14 protein-coding genes and 4 pseudogenes are annotated in these 16610 nt (G+C 58.3%); 12 read left to right on the top strand and 6 right to left on the bottom strand.

Translation table 11 applies throughout. The features are described from left to right. Positions 1 to 9 precede the first annotated feature (9 nt). The 4 genes from IB279_RS26140 to IB279_RS26125 are packed head-to-tail and all read right to left on the bottom strand — an operon-like array spanning position 10 to position 3853. Positions 10 to 1125, bottom strand: coding sequence for a Gfo/Idh/MocA family protein (locus IB279_RS26140; protein WP_113188396.1), 1116 nt, complete (start codon positions 1123 to 1125; stop codon positions 10 to 12). After that, on the bottom strand, positions 1122 to 2204 hold the full coding sequence (locus IB279_RS26135; protein ID WP_060529956.1) for a ketopantoate reductase family protein: 1083 nt from the start codon (positions 2202 to 2204) through the stop codon (positions 1122 to 1124). The genes IB279_RS26140 and IB279_RS26135 overlap by 4 nt, the downstream gene beginning before the upstream one ends. Before the next feature lie 3 nt (positions 2205 to 2207). Continuing rightward, positions 2208 to 3422 carry a hypothetical protein gene (locus tag IB279_RS26130; protein ID WP_210338711.1) on the bottom strand — a complete coding sequence of 405 codons (1215 nt, stop codon included), beginning with the start codon at positions 3420 to 3422 and terminating at the stop codon, positions 2208 to 2210. Between the two features lie 20 nt (positions 3423 to 3442). Next, positions 3443 to 3853: a VOC family protein gene (locus IB279_RS26125; protein WP_060529958.1), complete on the bottom strand. Its 411-nt coding sequence runs from the start codon at positions 3851 to 3853 to the stop codon at positions 3443 to 3445. Positions 3854 to 3992: 139 nt separating this feature from the next. Between IB279_RS26125 and gcvA the strand changes: the two genes are divergently transcribed. From gcvA to IB279_RS26100, 6 genes and pseudogenes are all read left to right on the top strand, one after another. Continuing rightward, positions 3993 to 4883, top strand: a complete 891-nt coding sequence (gene gcvA, locus IB279_RS26120; protein WP_162253364.1) for a transcriptional regulator GcvA — start codon at positions 3993 to 3995, stop codon at positions 4881 to 4883. Between the two features lie 259 nt (positions 4884 to 5142). Beyond that, positions 5143 to 5487: pseudogene (locus IB279_RS26115) on the top strand (transposase); the annotation flags it as partial. Between the two features lie 79 nt (positions 5488 to 5566). Next, positions 5567 to 5710 (top strand): annotated as a pseudogene (locus IB279_RS38195) (helix-turn-helix domain-containing protein); the annotation flags it as partial. A 241-nt stretch (positions 5711 to 5951) separates the two neighbouring features. Next, positions 5952 to 6152 carry a type II toxin-antitoxin system VapB family antitoxin gene (locus tag IB279_RS26110; RefSeq protein ID WP_112977447.1) on the top strand — a complete coding sequence of 67 codons (201 nt, stop codon included), beginning with the start codon at positions 5952 to 5954 and terminating at the stop codon, positions 6150 to 6152. Then, on the top strand, positions 6149 to 6532 hold the full coding sequence (locus tag IB279_RS26105; RefSeq protein ID WP_113188395.1) for a type II toxin-antitoxin system VapC family toxin: 384 nt from the start codon (positions 6149 to 6151) through the stop codon (positions 6530 to 6532). Before IB279_RS26110 ends, IB279_RS26105 begins: the two co-directional genes overlap by 4 nt. Before the next feature lie 579 nt (positions 6533 to 7111). Beyond that, a pseudogene (locus IB279_RS26100) lies at positions 7112 to 8724 on the top strand (bifunctional aspartate transaminase/aspartate 4-decarboxylase). A gap of 168 nt (positions 8725 to 8892) precedes the next feature. Here the strand turns inward: IB279_RS26100 and IB279_RS26095 are convergent. Continuing rightward, the gene (locus tag IB279_RS26095) at positions 8893 to 9237 is read right to left on the bottom strand and encodes a hypothetical protein (RefSeq protein ID WP_113188079.1); all 345 of its coding nucleotides are present in this window, start codon (positions 9235 to 9237) and stop codon (positions 8893 to 8895) included. Positions 9238 to 9853: 616 nt separating this feature from the next. Continuing rightward, positions 9854 to 10105, bottom strand: coding sequence for a hypothetical protein (locus IB279_RS26090; protein WP_113188198.1), 252 nt, complete (start codon positions 10103 to 10105; stop codon positions 9854 to 9856). A gap of 1443 nt (positions 10106 to 11548) precedes the next feature. Between IB279_RS26090 and IB279_RS26085 the strand changes: the two genes are divergently transcribed. The 6 genes and pseudogenes from IB279_RS26085 to IB279_RS26060 all read left to right on the top strand — a co-directional run bounded on the left by IB279_RS26085 (position 11549) and on the right by IB279_RS26060 (position 16606). Further along, the gene (locus tag IB279_RS26085) at positions 11549 to 11803 is read left to right on the top strand and encodes a type II toxin-antitoxin system VapB family antitoxin (protein WP_113188083.1); all 255 of its coding nucleotides are present in this window, start codon (positions 11549 to 11551) and stop codon (positions 11801 to 11803) included. Further along, a complete protein-coding gene (locus IB279_RS26080; protein WP_113188084.1) occupies positions 11803 to 12189 on the top strand; it encodes a type II toxin-antitoxin system VapC family toxin in 387 nt (128 codons plus the stop codon). The genes IB279_RS26085 and IB279_RS26080 overlap by 1 nt, the downstream gene beginning before the upstream one ends. Before the next feature lie 201 nt (positions 12190 to 12390). Further along, a pseudogene (locus IB279_RS26075) lies at positions 12391 to 12540 on the top strand (integrase); the annotation flags it as partial. A gap of 1202 nt (positions 12541 to 13742) precedes the next feature. Further along, entirely contained in the window at positions 13743 to 14525 is a 783-nt protein-coding gene (locus IB279_RS26070; RefSeq protein ID WP_060529962.1) for a GntR family transcriptional regulator, read from the top strand. Between the two features lie 28 nt (positions 14526 to 14553). Next, positions 14554 to 15669 carry an ABC transporter ATP-binding protein gene (locus tag IB279_RS26065; RefSeq protein WP_113188088.1) on the top strand — a complete coding sequence of 372 codons (1116 nt, stop codon included), beginning with the start codon at positions 14554 to 14556 and terminating at the stop codon, positions 15667 to 15669. A 7-nt stretch (positions 15670 to 15676) separates the two neighbouring features. After that, entirely contained in the window at positions 15677 to 16606 is a 930-nt protein-coding gene (locus IB279_RS26060; protein ID WP_246802119.1) for an ABC transporter permease subunit, read from the top strand. Positions 16607 to 16610: the final 4 nt, after the last annotated feature.

The raw sequence follows: 16610 nt of genomic DNA, 5'->3' as shown, positions 1-16610 counted from the left end.
GACACTGCGTCATGCGCCGTTGCCCGGCAGATCAACCCAGCGGCGTTCAAAATGGGCCTGAATGATCGCGTCCACGATTTCCTGGCTCTTGGCGCCATCATAGAATGTGCATTCCTGAGGCCGATCTTCGAGGATTTCATCGACGAAGAAGCGCACGAGGTTGCGATAGTAAAGCTCGGGCCACGGCATACTGAGCGTGGTGCCGGGCGGTAGGGCCGAGGCGCCGACATCGTAGGGAATGAACTCGACGGCTTCTGCCTTAGCCAACTTCAGCGTCTCCGCCGTGCCGAACTCGGAGATCAACCGGGCGATGGCCGCCCCTTTCGAACCATAGACGCGCAGTTCCACGCCGGGATAATTGCCGACCGCGACATAGCTCGTCTGCAACAGACCCTGCGCACCGCTCGCATATTCGACAAGTGCGACAGCACCGTCTTCAACCTTGATCTTCTGCAGCCCCTCTTCTCCCCGTACGATACGTTCGGGAATGAAATTCTTCATGGTGGAGGCCACTGAGGCGAACTCGCCTCCCAACCAACGCATCAGATCGATAAGATGGGAACCGTATCCGACGATAGAGGCCGGAATGAGCGAGTTGCGATCGATACCCGGCGTGATCTGACGCAGTGGCTCGTGGGGATCCAGCCATTGGCTGTTCTGCTCGAAACCGTGGATATGAAAAATCTCGCCCAGCGTGCCGTCGTCGATCCATGCCTTGATCTGGCGGATCGCCGGCGAATAGCGGAAGGTAAAGCCGAGCTTGGTGCGCACACCAGCCGCATCGGCCTTGGCAGCAGCCTCGAACGCTGGAGCAGCAAGCGTATGGAGCGGCTTTTCCGAGAGCACATGCTTGCCGCCTGCGATGGCAGCGAGGCTCAGCGGCAGATGCGTATGCGTCGGTGTGCAGACGTCCACCATCTGCACGTCCGGATCGGCGATGAGCTTTTCAGGGTCGGTATAGATTTTCCGCGCCCCGTATTTTTCGGCCATCGCCTTGGCGCGGTCGCCATCCACGTCGCACACCGCGATCAGGTCGACGCGCTCATGCGCATTGTAACCGGGGAGATGGGCCTTGTCGGCCCAGGTATGTGCGCCGATCAGTCCGACGCCGAGCTTGGTGGTCATGGGAGGGTCTTTCCGATTGAGGCAATATAAGCTTCGAGTTCATCGAAATTGTGGAAACCAAGGTCTCGCTTGCCGTCCTCGATCTCGTAGATCATCGAAAACAGTTTCTCATTCAGCCTTGTGTCGGCGCCCGTCTTCTTGCCGAAGTCGATGAGCTTGCCGCTGGACGAGCGGGTTTCCGAAGGGCGTTTGCGATAGACAATGTCCCACCAGATGCCCGAACCCTTCTTCTTGAAGTTGTGTGCGGGCTTGGTGTCCTGATCCTTCTTCAACAGCCAGATGGCATGATTGATGTTGGCCAGAAGCCTCTGGGTATCCGCAGCCGTCTTCACCCGATAGTTTGACGGATCGAAGAAATCGAAGGCCTGTACATCGATGCCGTTGGCATCGGCAATCTCCAGCGCTTCCTTGACGACTGCGCCGGCAATGCGCGCATAGCGCTCGACGCCGAGTGTGTCCCGGATTTTCGCGTCAGCAAGGGCGGAGAACACCACCTGCGAGGCATAGACTTCCTTGGCCCAGATCTGACCCCAGATGTGGGTTGAATATTGCACCTCGGTCAAAGCACTCAACGCTTTGCCAAGAGCCTTGAGGCGCGGTGTCATCTCGCCATTCAGCTCACCGAGCTGGATAGGGCCCTCATGCACGAATTCCACATAACCGGGATCGACCAGCGCGCCGCCATAGTTCGGGATCGATCCCATGACGATCCTCTCCCCGGGCAATCCCGCCTCGTTGAGCGCGGCGATCATGTCCGGCTCGTTGAAGCCGTTCTGGAAGGAGACAACGCAGCTGTCGGCGTTGAGTAGAGGAATGATCTGCTTCAGCGCCTCCACAGCGTGCTGCGACTTGGTCGCAATCAACACTGTTCCGAGTTCGCCCGTCAGTTGGTCCGGCGTCGCAGCCTTGACGGGAACGGTCATCTCGCCGCGTACGCCGTCGATGAACAGGCCCTTCTCATCGAGTGCAGCAACATGTTCGACCCAACGATCGACCAGAAGCACCTCGTGCCCGGCCTTTGTCATATACGCTCCGGCAAGACCGCCGATGGCGCCGGATCCGAGAATGGTGATCTTCATGGATCAACCCTTTTCAATTACGGTTTGCGGAAACATTTCGAGGCTCTGTGGGCTGTTGGCATGGCTATAAAGCGCCTCCAGGAACAACGGCCACTGGTCCTTGCTGACCCGTTCGCGCACGCGGCGAACACTTTCGTTGCCGGCCCAATAGGATGCGATGAACGGTCCACGGAACGGGTGGGCCGCCATGCGCAGCCTTCCTTGAACCCAGGCTTCCTGCCCCATGGCGGTACTACGCAGATACCCCGCCACGTACTCACGCGGCAGCCCCTCGACCATCAGCATCCAGGCTGCACTCGTCTGGGCGGCGGAGCGGACGCGACGAAGCTCCATATGAATTTCGTCATCCTCGTCCTCGATGAAATCGATGAGGTGGATACCCTGATCGCCGATGCCTTCCTGCACGCAGCCGGTGATCGCATCGGTTGTGATCAGCAGCGCATCGGCCGGCGCTTTGCCGGCATCGAACGCTGCCTTGGTGGACAGCAATTGGGTCGAATGGCCCGGATAGACCTCATGGCAGACAAGATGCTTGAGGGCGGCCCGCGTGAAGCTCAAATCGAAATTGAGATCCATCTTCCCTTCGTTGAAAGAACAACGCGCCGTGTAGAACATGCCGCGCACGGGATTGAGCACCATGTCGTAGTCCCCAGTGTCGAAGACCAGGCTATCGGTTCGCGCTTTCGCTTCGGCCATCAGATCCCGAAACACCGTTTCGATCTGATCTATCGGTACGGCGCGCGCCTCCTCCCAACTCTGGACCCGTTCAGCCAGCGAACCCCGGACGAATCCCGCCTTGCGCAGCAGCGCATCGGCCCTGGCACGGGCATCCTCGATCAACGCCGCGTCCTCGCGTCCGGCGGGCGCGCCGACCAGATCGGTAACCTTTTCCTCGAAGGATGGGCTCGCGCCTGACAGCATCTTTACGGCAACCCGCACCGACTTGAGCATGCCCTGCAGAAAGACCCTGCGTGGTCCAGCGGGCAAGGCGGCGACCTCCGGGTCGAGCCGGGCGAGGTCGGCGCGAATGGCTTCGCGGTCATCGTAGTGTCGGGCGTCAACTAGGCCATCGCCCAGATAGATAGGAACAAGGCCGTCGCCGCCGAGCAGGCTGCCCTGAGCGGGCATGCTGCGTTCAAGCGCATCGATACCCATCGTGATCGCGGTCAGCTCTCTGCCGATTTCAAAAGAATTCATTTGTATCTCGATCTCAGTCACAGCCGCCGCGGCCGGAAATATCAGTGTTCAAAGATGGCGTCGGGGTTCTTGAAGGACTTGAACTCCAGGGCGTTGCCAGCCGGGTCCTTCAGAAAGAATGTTCCCTGCTCGCTCGGTTCGTCCTGGAAGCGCACTTTGGGCTCCATGACAAAGGGGTAGCCGTCCTTGCGTAAACGCGCGATCAGACCATTCCAGGTGTTCCAGGGAAGCACCGCGCCAAAATGATGCAACGGCACCATGTCATTGCCGACCTTGGACGTTGCCGTCGACTTGGGATCTCTGTTGAGATGCGCTGAAATCTGGTGCCCGAAAAAATCGAAATCGATCCAGTTTTCAGCTTCGCGGCCGACCTTGCAGCCAATGATTTCGCCGTAAAAGTGACGGGCGGCTTCCTTGTCGTCGATGGCGAATGCCATATGGAAAGGGATCATGCTGAACGCCTTTTGGGTGATTGGCCTATGGGGTAGCCGATGCTCTTGCGGGCGGCTCTGGCAGAAAAGCTATCTTCTTGACCGGAGTCCGCAAGGCGCATAAAGATCGCAATTCCATGACTTGAAGGAATGTAAAATCGTGCGTGGCCGCCTTTTGCCTTCACTCAACGCTATAAGAACGTTTGAAGCCGTCGCCCGACACAATAGCTTCACCCGCGCCGCGGAGGAGTTGAACGTCACCCAGAGCGCCGCCAGCCGGCTCGTTCGCAGTCTTGAAGAATATCTGCAGGTGGCGCTGTTCACGCGCCAAAGCCGCCGGATCGAACTGACTGATCAGGGGCGCTTCTACAATACACTGCTGCGCGACGCGCTCGATCTGATCGAGGCGGGCACTGTCGAGCTGATCTCGTCGAAGGAGGGCAAGGGGACCCTGTCGATCGGCATGTTGCCGACCTTCGGCACCCGTTGGCTGTTGCCACGCCTACCTACCTTCCAGGAACAGCATCCAGAGATAGACCTGAACATCGTCTCCAGTGATGGCGAACTGGATTTCACAAAGGAGCGGATCGATGTCGCTATCCGCTTCGGCCACGGCAATTGGACGGATGCAATTATCGATCCTTTGATGAGCGAGGAGATACAGGTCGTCTGCAGTCCCAAGCTCATGGCGGGCAAACATCCTATCACCAGCTATGAGGCACTGCGCTTTCATCGCCTGATCCGTCACTCGACGCGACCCAACAGCTGGGAGCACTGGTTTCGCTCGGTCGGCGCACATCGCGACGACCTGCAGTGGGGGCCAAGCATCGAGCATTTCTTCATGATCATCCAGGCAGCTATCGCGGGTCTCGGCGTCGCTCTCTTGCCAACCTTTTTGATCGAAGAGGATATTCGCGCCGGCAACCTGATTGCGCCATTCAGTGACCGAATTTCTGGACCAGGAGCCTACTATCTCGTCACGTCCGCAGCCAAGAGCGAACTCCCGCGCGTTAAAACGTTCCGAAGCTGGTTGCTGAGCCAACTGGCATAGATTCCGCCGCCAACCTGACATTCTCGTGCGAAATAGACGACTTAGGAGACCAGACGGCAACGGTTTAGGCACGCTCGGATTTGGCTTCTGATCGCCTTGACAGCTTGGCTTATCGCCCTGGCGTTAACGCCATAGGCTGGAGAACCAATGTTCCGAAAGCCCCCAATGGCGTTATACCTTTTCACTGAAAGGGTATAACCATGAAAACCATTGACCTGATGGGCAGAACACGAGTGAATTTTACGGTGGAGGCGCGTCGCGTTCATCTGTCCGCGAATATGTTCGTGACGCCGATCATGTCAATTCGGTCGAAGGTTTCAATGCCCGCGTCCGCCGCACCATTGCCGGTGTCTTTCATCATATCAGCCCGCAGCACGCCGACCTGTATTTCCACGACATCGGTTTCCGCTGGTCACAGCGCATTGTGACGGGCCAGGCTGTTCGGAAAACCCGAAATGGCAGGGTACGGATGAAAACCATGTGGTCGCGAGTGCCGCCGGCGCTGCAATTGCTGCAAATCTTTCGCGTCGCCACCGGCCGTCAGCTGCGCAGAAGTCTGGATGGTGGGATCATCGTCAAATCAGCCGTTGCTGTCTTTGGTTGATAAGGGCCCGATACATTATGCGATCCTACGAGCCCAGAAGGTACATTCTAATTTGAAATGCAACATGCCAATGGTTTCAATGGTTTCCCCTTGGAGGTTTTGGCATGTACCGACCCTATTCAATCCGGCCGATCGACCCCGCTTCTTCCACTTTGTCGAACGAAAACTGCCGATCAAAGAAATGGCGCGCGAACTTGGTCGTGATCGATCGACGATTTACCGTTTGATGACAGTACAATTTTGGACCGGAATATGTCGCCTTGATGGGCGAACCCGCGGCCCTTGCAGTTTTGGGGGCTAGGGTGCGCAATCGCTATACGCACGATGGCACTCACTCATCACGCGACAAACATGTCCCACGTTGCCGGCTTTGCACGTCCTACGCGGTATCAGAGTGGGGGCTGGGCGTAGATTTCATCACCAATTGGTGCTATTTGTAAGTACCAGAATCAGAAAACCAGACGATGCGATCGACTATCAACCTAGACGACACGCTCATGGAAAGGGCTAGATCCCTAACCGGCACGAAAGAAACCGCCGCTCTGGTCCGCCAAGCGTTGGAGACGCTTGTTCGTGTTGAGTCGGGAAAACGCCTCATCGCGCTCGGAGGAACTATGCCGGATGCGGAGGCAGCCCCTCGCCGCCGGAGAGCAGCGGCCAAGTGATACTTGCTGACACCTCCATCTGGATTGATCATTTTCGACATGGCGATGCGGAGTTGCGTGGGATTATTGAGGACGATCGTCTCCTCTGCCATCCGGCCGTGATTGGTGAATTGGCACTGGGTAGCCTTCGCGACCGGGGTGGCGTGATAGCTTTCCTGGCGGCTCAACGCGAAGCGCTCGTCGCAACGCACGACGAAGTCATGACGATGATTGGTCGCCACGCCATTTTCAGTATGAGCATTGGCTACACGGATGCCCACTTGTTGGCCTCAATTCTCCTTGATCCGCGAGCGGCCTTGTGGACCAGAGACAAGCGTCTGAGGGCAGCGGCAGAAAAGGCGGGGGCTTTTCTGCATACCCCTGCCGATGCGCGGAACTAAATGCTGAGAGTTCCGCTCGATACGTTATGCGGTCTTGGCAGCCCAGAACGTGAACAAAACAGGAGCGAGCTCGTTGATCACTGTTCTGTCAGCCCAAAAGTGACGTCGACGCTTAGCGCTGTTAACGGCAACATCGCGTCTCATCAGACCCGTCACACCTACACTGCTTGTTCTTGATAACCGCCGTTCGTTCAGGTGGCGTTCGCGAAGGAACCGAATTTCGGCCTAGGATTGAAATTCCCCGCTTCAACTGATTTGAAGTCGTGGTAACATCGCGCTGCTCCTACGAGCAACAGGCAAACCAATCAGATGAAGCTGCAGAGCACCGGAGAGATCGTGCCCTTCATCGATCGTTTCGATCCCGATGACAAATGGGACGTTGTCGCGGACTGAAGATTTGACGTCAGTACTTCGAAACGTCACCACCGCAATCCGCCCTCGGCTACGATGGCATGCCCTACGCCATCGGAAACACGCTGCTGACCATCTTCGGCCTCGTCATCGTCATCATGCTCGCCTGAGGCGAACGGGCGAAGCCGACCATCGTTCAAAATGCATAGATCACAGGGAGTGTGGACCATGTTGGACAGAAATTTCTACGACAGCCTTTCCGATCTCAGCCCGTTCGAAATCAAGGACGAACTGATCAAGCTCGCCAAGTCGAGCTCACAGAAATCCGCCAAGGCTTTCCTCAATGCCGGCCGCGGCAACCCGAACTGGACGGCGACACGCGCTCGCGAGGCCTTCTTCCTGCTCGGCCAGTTTGCGCTGACGGAAGCCAAGCGCGCCTATTACGACCCGAAGGCCGGTGTGGCCGGCATGCCGCCGAAGGACGGCGCCCACGCGCGGTTCGAAAAGTGGACGAAGAAGCTGCTGCAAAACACGGCCGACTGGGACGAAGAGGATGAAGGCATCCCGCCGGCAAAGACGCTTTCCGACGCCGTCAACTACGCCATCACCACCTTCCGCTTCGATGCGGACGCCTTCGTGCACGAGCTCACGGACTCGATCATCGGCGACAACTATCCGGTTCCCGATCGGGCGCTGCACCACAACGAGATCATCACCCACGAATACCTGATGTGGGCGATGTGCGCCGGCCACCGACCGAAGGCAAAGTTCGACCTTTACCCAGACTGAAGAACGCCCGCCTACTTAACGCCGGCGACACGATCGCGCTCGGAACGCCGATCTTCACGCCCTATCTCGAAATGCCGGAGCTGGAGGACTACGATCTCAAGACCATCAACGTCAGCGCCGAGCAGGAGGACCGGTTCCAGTTCACCGACGAAGACATCAAGGCGCTGGAGAACCCCAAGGTGAAGGCGTTGTTCCTGGTCAACCCCGGCAACCCGTCCGCCGTGGCGATGGATCCGGATTCGATCAAGCGCCTTGTCGATCTCGTCAACAAGAAGCGCCCCGACCTGATCGTGCTGACGGACGACGTCTACGGCACCTTCGTTCCGGGCTTCCAGTCGCTGCTTGGGCATCTGCCGCGCAACACGATCGGCGTCTACTCCTATTCGAAGTACTTCGGCTGCACCGGCTGGCGCCTCGGCGTCATTGCCGTCGCCGAGGACAATATCTTCGACGAGAAGATCAAGGCCCATGGCGAACCGATCCAGAAGCTCCTCGAAAAACGCTACAAGGCGATGACGCCGAAGCCGCGCGAGGTGAAGTTCATCGACCGCATCGTCGCCGACAGCCGCGACGTGGCGCTGAACCACACCGCCGGCCTGTCGTTGCCCCAGCAGGTGATGATGACGCTCTTCGGCCTGGTCGAGCTGATGGACGTCGAGAAGGCTTACCAGAAGGCCTGCATCGCCATCTGCACCAAGCGCTTCTGGAACCTGATCGAGGGCATGGGGGTCGAGTCCAATCCGGGCATCTATTTCGACCACTATTACGGCATCATCGACTTCGAGTTCTGGCTGCGCAAATATGTCGGCGAGGATGTCGTCACCTGGGTGAAGGACAACATCCACCCGCTCGACATTCCCTTCCGGCTTGCCGAGGACCACGGCATCGTACTGCTCAACGGCTCGGGTTTCGATGCGCCGAGCTGGTCGGCACGCGTCTCCTTCGCCAACCTCAATGACGAAGCCTATTCGCAGATCGGCCGCGCCGTGCGCTCGGTGGCGCGCGGTTACGTCCAGACCTACCAGGCCGCCAAAGGCCTGAAGATCAGCTAGCCGATCGGGCGGCCGGCAGCCATGCCGGCCGCTCGCTTACAGCCCGGAGCGGAACGTATGAAAGCCGTGGCGGAAGGCTTCTCGCGTCGATCTTGCAGGCTTCATAGCATGCGTTGTTGGCAAGGATTTACTTTGGCCAGTTGCCCTCAGCTTAAGGCAGTGGGCTAGTCACTGGCAGTCGTCAGCACTGCGTTGCGCGACCATTTCGCCTTTGCGGAGCCTCAAACAATCGATGGTAACGTCCGCGTTGAGAATGCGGATCCGATATGGATCGGACGCAATGCTGACTGTCGTCCCGCCGCTCGGCCGCTTGCATAGCTGCGCAGAACCTGTCCAGCCGCATTTCATCTCTTCGGCGCTCTCGAAGATATTGTAGCCATTTGCTCGAAGCGCACGCTGCACGTTTTCCCGCACGTTCAGTGTAACGGAGTTCTCATTGCCGTTGGTCGGCCCATTGTTTTCGTTTGAAGACGACTTCGCTTCTGCCCCTCTGCGGCGCTCCTCGTTGAGCATGGCTATCTCGGCCTTTGCTCGTTCTGCCGCCGCTTCTGCTGCGATTGCCCGTCGCTCCGCCAGGTCCGCCCGTTCGGAATCGCTTTCGGCACGGGCAACCGGGTCACGCTGTGCGCTCGCCGCAGCATCAAGCTCGCTGGCGCGACTTGCCTCCGCGCCATTGTGATGGCTTCAGTCGCCTCCGCGTGCACCAAGCACTCCTCTACAAGCGCCTGGACCCGCGACCGAGCCTCCATTGGGTTGTCTGAGATCTGCAGCGAACTCCTGCTTCGCAACCTGGGCGCTTTCGGCATTTGCGTTGGGACCAACTCGGCCGCGCATGAACTCGAGCGCGCGCCTCACAACTGAGCATCGTTACACCCTTCGACATAGCTTCCGTAGTCACTGCCTGCTTCCAATCGGGAAGCGCAAGATCGAAGCCTGGCGACCAGTTCCGCTTCTGAGGTGGAGGCCACGACGATTGTTGGAGCGAGTGCGGTCGCTAGGCGCATAGCGAAAGCGCGAGTGGACATGCACGTAGATTTCAAGTCGCTCACTTTCGATCTTCGCAGTTGCCTTGCCGGGCTTCGCGCCCGTTCGCGCCACGACGGCGGGAAGCGGTCCCCCGCTTCTTCGGTTACGTCTCATCCTTTTTTTTGGTGAGCATCGTTAGCACTTCCGCCTGCAAATCCAGGCAGATTTGATGATACTCATGTATCAAATCCTCACGCCTCGACATCTCTCGCTCGAGATTGTCGAGTGTCGTCGACGCCAAGGCGTAGGCCTCGAAAAGTTCACGGCTGTAATCATCCATAGCATTCCGCAATTGCTCGCGATGATGTGGCAACACCATAGCCAGCCGAGCCCGCCCCAGTTCCAACAAGCTCATGCGCCCTCCAATGGCCACGCGGCCCCACGCAGGATTACTCATTGCGTTGCTAACGACGGAAGTCCTCGCCCCGCATGAGGCAGATGGCGCCAAACACACCGCCTCGAACCCGAAATCTTCTGCGACGTCGGCAAACATCATTGCTCGTCACGAGAAAAGGGGAAGTACGTAACAGTTAAATCTGGACTCGGGCGCTACTGCTTCCATTGTATGCGAGATCTTTCCTGACCTCAGAGGTATAAGGCCGACGGTGCTAAGCCGAGCCCACTTTTTCAAGAGCAATCTTCGAAACACGACATCGCATTGCTTGCATGGTTGGGCAAACGACCCCGCTCAACGGTTCGTACTCCACTTATATCGGCCAACGCGCCGTCGGCGGTAATAACGTCACCTTCATTCTGACCCCCTTCGACCTAAGCTCGTCATCAAGGCCGGCCTGATAATGAACCTGATGTCGATGAGATGAGGTTGGCGAAGATCCGTATAACCGCTTACTTGGCGCGACTTCCCTTTAGCTGGGTGATTGGGGACATCCAGTTTCCACTCCAAACGATCGGCGGCTGCCCAAGCGACATGGTGGCAGGCCGACCGCGATTCCCTCGCCTTGATGAGTAGCGACGGCGCACGACCACATAATCCTCGGAGCCCGAACCAGTGAATTCGCCGTTTCCGTTTTCATTGATGGCGCTCGCAGTTCCCGGATGTCAGAGCCCGCGTTTCGAGATCGCGATGGGACGCGTTGTTTCACAGGGTCGGCCACAAGTACCGCCCCCAAATCTGCCCCGGTGTGGGTTTTGCTTTAACGCTTCAAACCGAAGATTGTCTTATCGCCGTTGGGTTTAAACGATAAACGCCGTACGATTTTCTGCTAACGATTTCAGTGAGCCACTTTTTGCCAGGCCATTGCAAGATCGAACATCATCGGACAGCTACAGCAGTTCGCGACCTTCGTGCAAAAACCCGGGCGTGCCGGCGCCGCACAAACCACAGCGTCGGCCGCCGGTTCCGGCGCAATCTTCCCAGGCCACCCGGGCTTTGAAAGATCCCTCCCCCTGCTTGACGTGAAGTCGTTAGATCATGGTTCGGCGTCGAAATTAAAGATTAGCGCCTCAATTGAAATCGAGAAGCGAAAGCCACGGTGTTTTCAGGTACGCGGTTCATTCACCATCTGAATGCGTTTTAAACTTCTTCAACAGAAGCGAACTGGCTACCTGCTTCCGTCTTCAGGATGCTGATTTTTGCACTACATTGCAGAGGTTTCAGGTATCGATAGCGATGGATTTGATGGCGCAAATCGCTAAATTCTGTATCCCCAGCCACTTGGAGGGCCGTCGGAAAAGAACATTTTCGCCGACGTCCGTTAAAGCCCAACCCCTCGCATTGCCCGTGCAGAGCGACTGTGCTATAGGTAGAATATAGAAATTTAGGAACCCTGGTCGAAATATGGCGCTGAGCATCAAAGACCACGACACTGAACAGCTGGCCCGCACCCTTTCCGAACGGACCGGCGAAAGCATCACACTGGCAACCAAGCGCGCGCTCGAAGAGCGCCTGCGACGGCTTGGCTCTGACTTGCGCAAAGCCGCTCTCCTCGAGGACCTCGAAGCGATCCAGCGACGCTGGAACGCTCGGCCCGTTCTCGACGGCCGCACTGCCGACGAAATTCTCGGCTACGACGACAACGGACTTCCATCCTGATGGTCATCGATACCTCCGTCCTTGTCGCCATCGCCTTCAATGAGCCGGAAGCGGCGGCTTTTCGCGAGCGCATTGCAGACGACCCCGTCAGGCTCATCTCCGCCGCGACCGTCCTAGAGACTGCTATGGTGATCGAAACTCGACTTGGGGAGGCCGCAGGCGCCGATCTCGACCTCTGGCTCTACAAGGCAGAAGTCGAAATCGTCCCAGTTACAGCCGAACATGCCGATCGTGCGCGGCGCGCCTGGCGGCGCTATGGCAAGGGACGTCATCCGGCCAGCCTCAACTACGGCGACTGCTTTTCCTATGCTCTTGCGGCCCTTTCGGGAGAACCGCTCCTCTACAAGGGCAACGATTTTTCGCAAACCGACATCGAGGCCGCGTGAGGCCGAATTCATGGTGGCTCGAAGCGGCCCAGCAAAAGCGCCCGCAGACGTGTCGGCGACCACACAAAGCGGCAAGCGGAGCCAGCGCGGAAAATCCTCCTTGATCGACGAGGTATGGCTGTGCGCCGTGGAAGGCATTCCGGGTTCGGAGCGCCGCGTGATGTCGGCACACAGCGATCTCTATATCAACGGCCTGCCGAAATGAGCGAACCCTCCTCAGAATCCGCCCTCAAACGCGCTGAAGAACTCGACGCGCTCGACGCCATCCTGCCCTTCGATCGCCGCGGCCAGCCTGCGACCCTCCTAACCAACGACGATGTCGCCACGCTCAAGCATCTGGCCAGCGAGGGCGAAGTCATTTCGTTTCGAGCCCTGCTTCTTGCACTTTTGGAGAGCGGGGACGGCTCGGCCTCCCACCGAGCGCCGGAGATTTGCGAAGCGCTTCGTCGCCCCTCAAGCTTGATTAATTCGTCCGCCGCCCTTGGAAGTAATCTGGCGGGACCTGTAGCTCGATGGTTAGAGCCCGCTCAATGGGTCGCAGGTTAGAGTCCTGCCGGGCTCACCATGCCCTTAGGATCGAAGTCCGCCGTCCATACTTTTTTGGGTCTCGCCCGATTGATCTCTCTTGGGCGTCAATCCGAAGCTGCAGTGTAGCCGCTTTCGGCCGAAAGTAGCCATCGCCGCGCTATTGGCCGCTGATTTCAACCAGTCTCGGGTGCTGATAAATAGTAGGACGGCCAGCGTGATCTCGCGGCAGCAACGTGACGTCAATCGGTCGCCCGACCCCGTTCCAAAAATAACGGCGATCGCGTCCCGGAGGACTTTTGACAGGCCGGGGACATTTAGTCCACCCAGACTCTGCCCGACTAGCAAAACTCTTTTGTTCGCCGGGTTTTGAGCTGGGGACCTTGTCGCCAAACCACTTCAGGATGGCGTGCACTGCGACTGACGCGCTGAGGCGCCAGTCGTAGAGGAATTGCAGGACCGAGCTTAACTATGGATGGCCTACCCAACGGTCGGAGCCCCCACCGCGATGAATGATCAAGTCCGTCGGCCTGATTGCACTGAAACCGCCTGATCCGTTGCCGCTGGTCATCAGGTCGAGCGGCCATCGAAATCAGTAAGCCGGTTCGGCAATGCCGGGTCCAGACAAGTTGGGGACATTTGAACGTCCGCTATTCCCGGAGTATTCGAGCGACGCTGCGAACGGACGCGTGGCAGGTGTTCACTTCCAACGCTTATGACGCTCAGACAAATGTAGGTAAATTCTAATTTAAAGTGCGACATGCCAATGATTTCAATGGTTTCCCCTTGGATATTTTGGCATGTCTCGACGCTATTCACAGCTGAATCTGGCCGATCGACGCCGCCTCTTCCACTTTGTCGAACGAAAAGGACAGCCATAGTCAGGCCCTCGGAGGCGCCTTCATTGACCGCAATATAGTTCCAGTGCCTGCAAGTTTAACGCGCTCGACTGTCAACGTGGATTTCACCTTGACAACCGCGCCATGAGACATCACTCTCGCAACTAAGATATCAGTTTGCGGAATGATATGTCTCAAATTGTCGAAATTCCTGCCTTACCCCTTGAAGAATTGCTTCGCTCCTTTCCGAAGGAGGGACCGGGCAACACCACGGCCAAGGTCTATCGGCTGCTTCGACAATTGATCGTCGAAGTCAGGCTTCTGCCCGGACGGGCGTTGCCGGAAAAGGAAGTGGCCGCGATCCTCAACGTCTCCAAGACCCCGGTTCGCGAGGCGATTATCCGGCTATCCGAGGAGGGCCTGGTCAAGGTCGTGCCACAGGGCGGCACCTTTGTCGCGACGATCGAGGTGCAGCGCTACATCGAGGCCTGCTTCATTCGTTTTCGCCTCGAGTCGGGCGCAGCGGCAGAGGCCGCCAAGCGGCATACGCTGGAAGATCTTGGCCGATTGGAGCTCTCTCTCAACCAGCAGATCGAGGCTGTCGCAAACGAGGACTACACGCGTTTCTTCGAGCTGGACGAGGACTTTCACCGGGTGATCTTTTCGACGGCGCGGCTGAGCGGCGTCTGGGCCTTTGTCAATCAGGCCAAAGGCGAGATTGACCGGATGCGCCATCTGAAGATGGTGTTCGGCGTGCGCAGGACCGGCGAGGTCATCCACGAACACCGCGACATCATCGATGCGATAAGGGCCGCATCTCCGGATGAAGCGGTGGCCGCTATGACCCGGCATCTTGGCTCTCTCGAAGCCAAGATCACAGAGCTTTCACGCGATCCGAAACTGTGGAGCTACATCGAATCGATCAATGCAACCACAACAGAAAAACGGAAACCACGGCGCAGCCTGACCTGAGGTAGGCGCCGTCGGGAGGAAAACTGAAATGTCTGCAGTGGAATTGAACGACGTAGTGAAACGCTACGGCGCACTCGAAGTCGTGCACTCTGTAAACCTGAATGTCGAACGCGGGGAGTTCGTCGTTCTCGTCGGGCCGTCGGGATGCGGCAAGTCAACGACCTTGCGGATGGTGGCGGGCCTGGAGGAGATTTCCGGCGGAACGGTCTCGATCGGCGGGCGGCTCGTCAATCGGGTCGCGCCAAAGGACCGCGACGTAGCGATGGTGTTCCAGAACTACGCGCTTTATCCCCACCTCAATGTCGCTGAAAACATCGCCTTCGGCCTGCGCGTAAGGCGTGAAAAGAAGGACGCAATCGAAGCGGCCGTCAAGGAAGCGGCGGCTATCCTCGACCTCACGCCCTACCTTGCACGCAAGCCCGCGGACCTGTCGGGTGGCCAGCGGCAGCGCGTTGCCATGGGGCGGGCGATCGTCCGCAAGCCGCAAGTCTTCCTGTTCGACGAACCTTTGTCGAACCTCGATGCCAAGCTTCGCACCCAGATGCGCGCGGAGATCAAGCGGCTTCACAAACGCATGGGCGTCACCAGCATCTACGTCACCCACGACCAGATCGAGGCGATGACGCTGGCAGACCGCATCGTCGTCATGAACGGCGGCCGCGTCGAACAGGTCGGCACACCGATGGAGCTTTTCCTCAAGCCGGCCAATGCCTTCGTTGCAAGCTTTCTCGGTTCACCACCCATGAACCTCCTGCGCGCAACAGTCGTCTCCGTGGACGGTGAACTGCAGGCGCGCATAGACGCTGCCGACGCGGAAGCCGCCCTCCTCAGATTACCGATGGCAATGGTTACATCCCTGCGCGCCGATCAACGTATCCTCGTCGGCCTCCGGCCCGAGCACGTCGCGGTCGGCAAGCAAGCGAGCGGGGACGTCCAGGAAATCGCCGCGACAGTCGAACTCGTGGAGCCGCTTGGGTCCGAGGCTCTTCTGCACACCAGGATTTCCGGCCAGCCGATCGTCGCCAAGATCGAAACGCCCGCCGATGTCGAGGCACTCTCGCATATCGGCAAGCTGCAGATACCGGTGAGCCGTCTCCATGTCTTCGACGCCGAGAGCGGCAAAGCCGTCAACGGTCATGCGTGAGGCGAGGATGACATCGATGATCGCCGGATATTTCAAGCGCCTTGGCGAGGACCTCCGGAAAGACTGGCAGCTTTACCTGCTTATCCTTCCGATGCTCCTTTGGTTTTTGCTCTTCCTCTACAAGCCCATGGAAGGACTGCAGATTGCGTTCAAGGATTTCAGCCCGTTCCGCGGTATCGCCGGAAGTCCCTGGGTGGGTCTTGAGAACTTTCGCACCCTTGTTGGCGACCAGATCTTCATCCGCGCATTCGTCAATACGATCACCATCAGCGGCCTCGGGCTGATTTTCGCCTTCCCCGTACCGATCGTGCTCGCCATCATGTTCAACGAGCTTCAGAGCGAGTTGGGCCGCAGGTTTTCCCAGACCATCGTCTATCTGCCCCACTTCATCTCGGTGGTGATCGTCGCGGGCATTGTGATCAACCTGCTGTCTCCCACGACAGGCGTGGTCAACCTCATCCTGTCGAGCCTCGGCCTTGACCGGGTCTACTTCCTCACCCAGCCGGAATGGTTCCGTACCGTTTTCATCGGATCGAACATCTGGAAGGAAGCAGGCTTCGAATCGATCGTCTATCTCGCGGCGATCGCCGGCATCAGCCCGACGCTCTATGAATCGGCCCGGGTCGATGGCGCATCGCGCTGGCAGATGATGTGGCGCATCACGCTTCCGTGCATCCTTCCGACGATCATCATCATGCTGATCATCCGCATCGGCAACCTCGTCGAGGTCGGGTTCGAATACATCATCCTGCTCTACCAGCCGGCAACCTACCGCACCGCCGACGTCGTCTCGACCTACGTCTACCGGACGGGTCTGCAGGGTACGCAGTACGACCTTGCCACCGCCGCCGGCCTCTTCAATGCGGTCATCGCCTTCGCTCTCGTCTTCGCAGCCAACCGGATCAGCCGGAAGGTTTCGACAACCTCGCTCTGGTGATCGT

It is taken from the genome of Ensifer sp. ENS06 (assembly GCF_014852205.1).
GTDB classification, from domain to species: domain Bacteria; phylum Pseudomonadota; class Alphaproteobacteria; order Rhizobiales; family Rhizobiaceae; genus Ensifer; species Ensifer adhaerens.
Note: the sequence above shows the minus strand (reverse complement) of the source record. Positions and strands in the feature narration are given on the sequence as shown.

What these genes read in the sequence shown, in the direction of transcription:
- IB279_RS26090 (WP_113188198.1), bottom strand. Translation starts at nt 10,105, where the DNA reads ATGAGCTTGTTGGAACTGGGGCGGGCTCGGCTGGCTATGGTGTTGCCA.
- IB279_RS26080 (WP_113188084.1), top strand. Translation starts at nt 11,803, where the DNA reads ATGGTCATCGATACCTCCGTCCTTGTCGCCATCGCCTTCAATGAGCCG.
- IB279_RS26125 (WP_060529958.1), bottom strand. Translation starts at nt 3,853, where the DNA reads ATGATCCCTTTCCATATGGCATTCGCCATCGACGACAAGGAAGCCGCC.
- IB279_RS26060 (WP_246802119.1), top strand. Translation starts at nt 15,677, where the DNA reads ATGACATCGATGATCGCCGGATATTTCAAGCGCCTTGGCGAGGACCTC.
- IB279_RS26065 (WP_113188088.1), top strand. Translation starts at nt 14,554, where the DNA reads ATGTCTGCAGTGGAATTGAACGACGTAGTGAAACGCTACGGCGCACTC.
- IB279_RS26140 (WP_113188396.1), bottom strand. Translation starts at nt 1,125, where the DNA reads ATGACCACCAAGCTCGGCGTCGGACTGATCGGCGCACATACCTGGGCC.
- IB279_RS26085 (WP_113188083.1), top strand. Translation starts at nt 11,549, where the DNA reads ATGGCGCTGAGCATCAAAGACCACGACACTGAACAGCTGGCCCGCACC.
- IB279_RS26135 (WP_060529956.1), bottom strand. Translation starts at nt 2,204, where the DNA reads ATGAAGATCACCATTCTCGGATCCGGCGCCATCGGCGGTCTTGCCGGA.
- IB279_RS26110 (WP_112977447.1), top strand. Translation starts at nt 5,952, where the DNA reads ATGCGATCGACTATCAACCTAGACGACACGCTCATGGAAAGGGCTAGA.
- IB279_RS26095 (WP_113188079.1), bottom strand. Translation starts at nt 9,237, where the DNA reads ATGCTCAACGAGGAGCGCCGCAGAGGGGCAGAAGCGAAGTCGTCTTCA.
- IB279_RS26070 (WP_060529962.1), top strand. Translation starts at nt 13,743, where the DNA reads ATGTCTCAAATTGTCGAAATTCCTGCCTTACCCCTTGAAGAATTGCTT.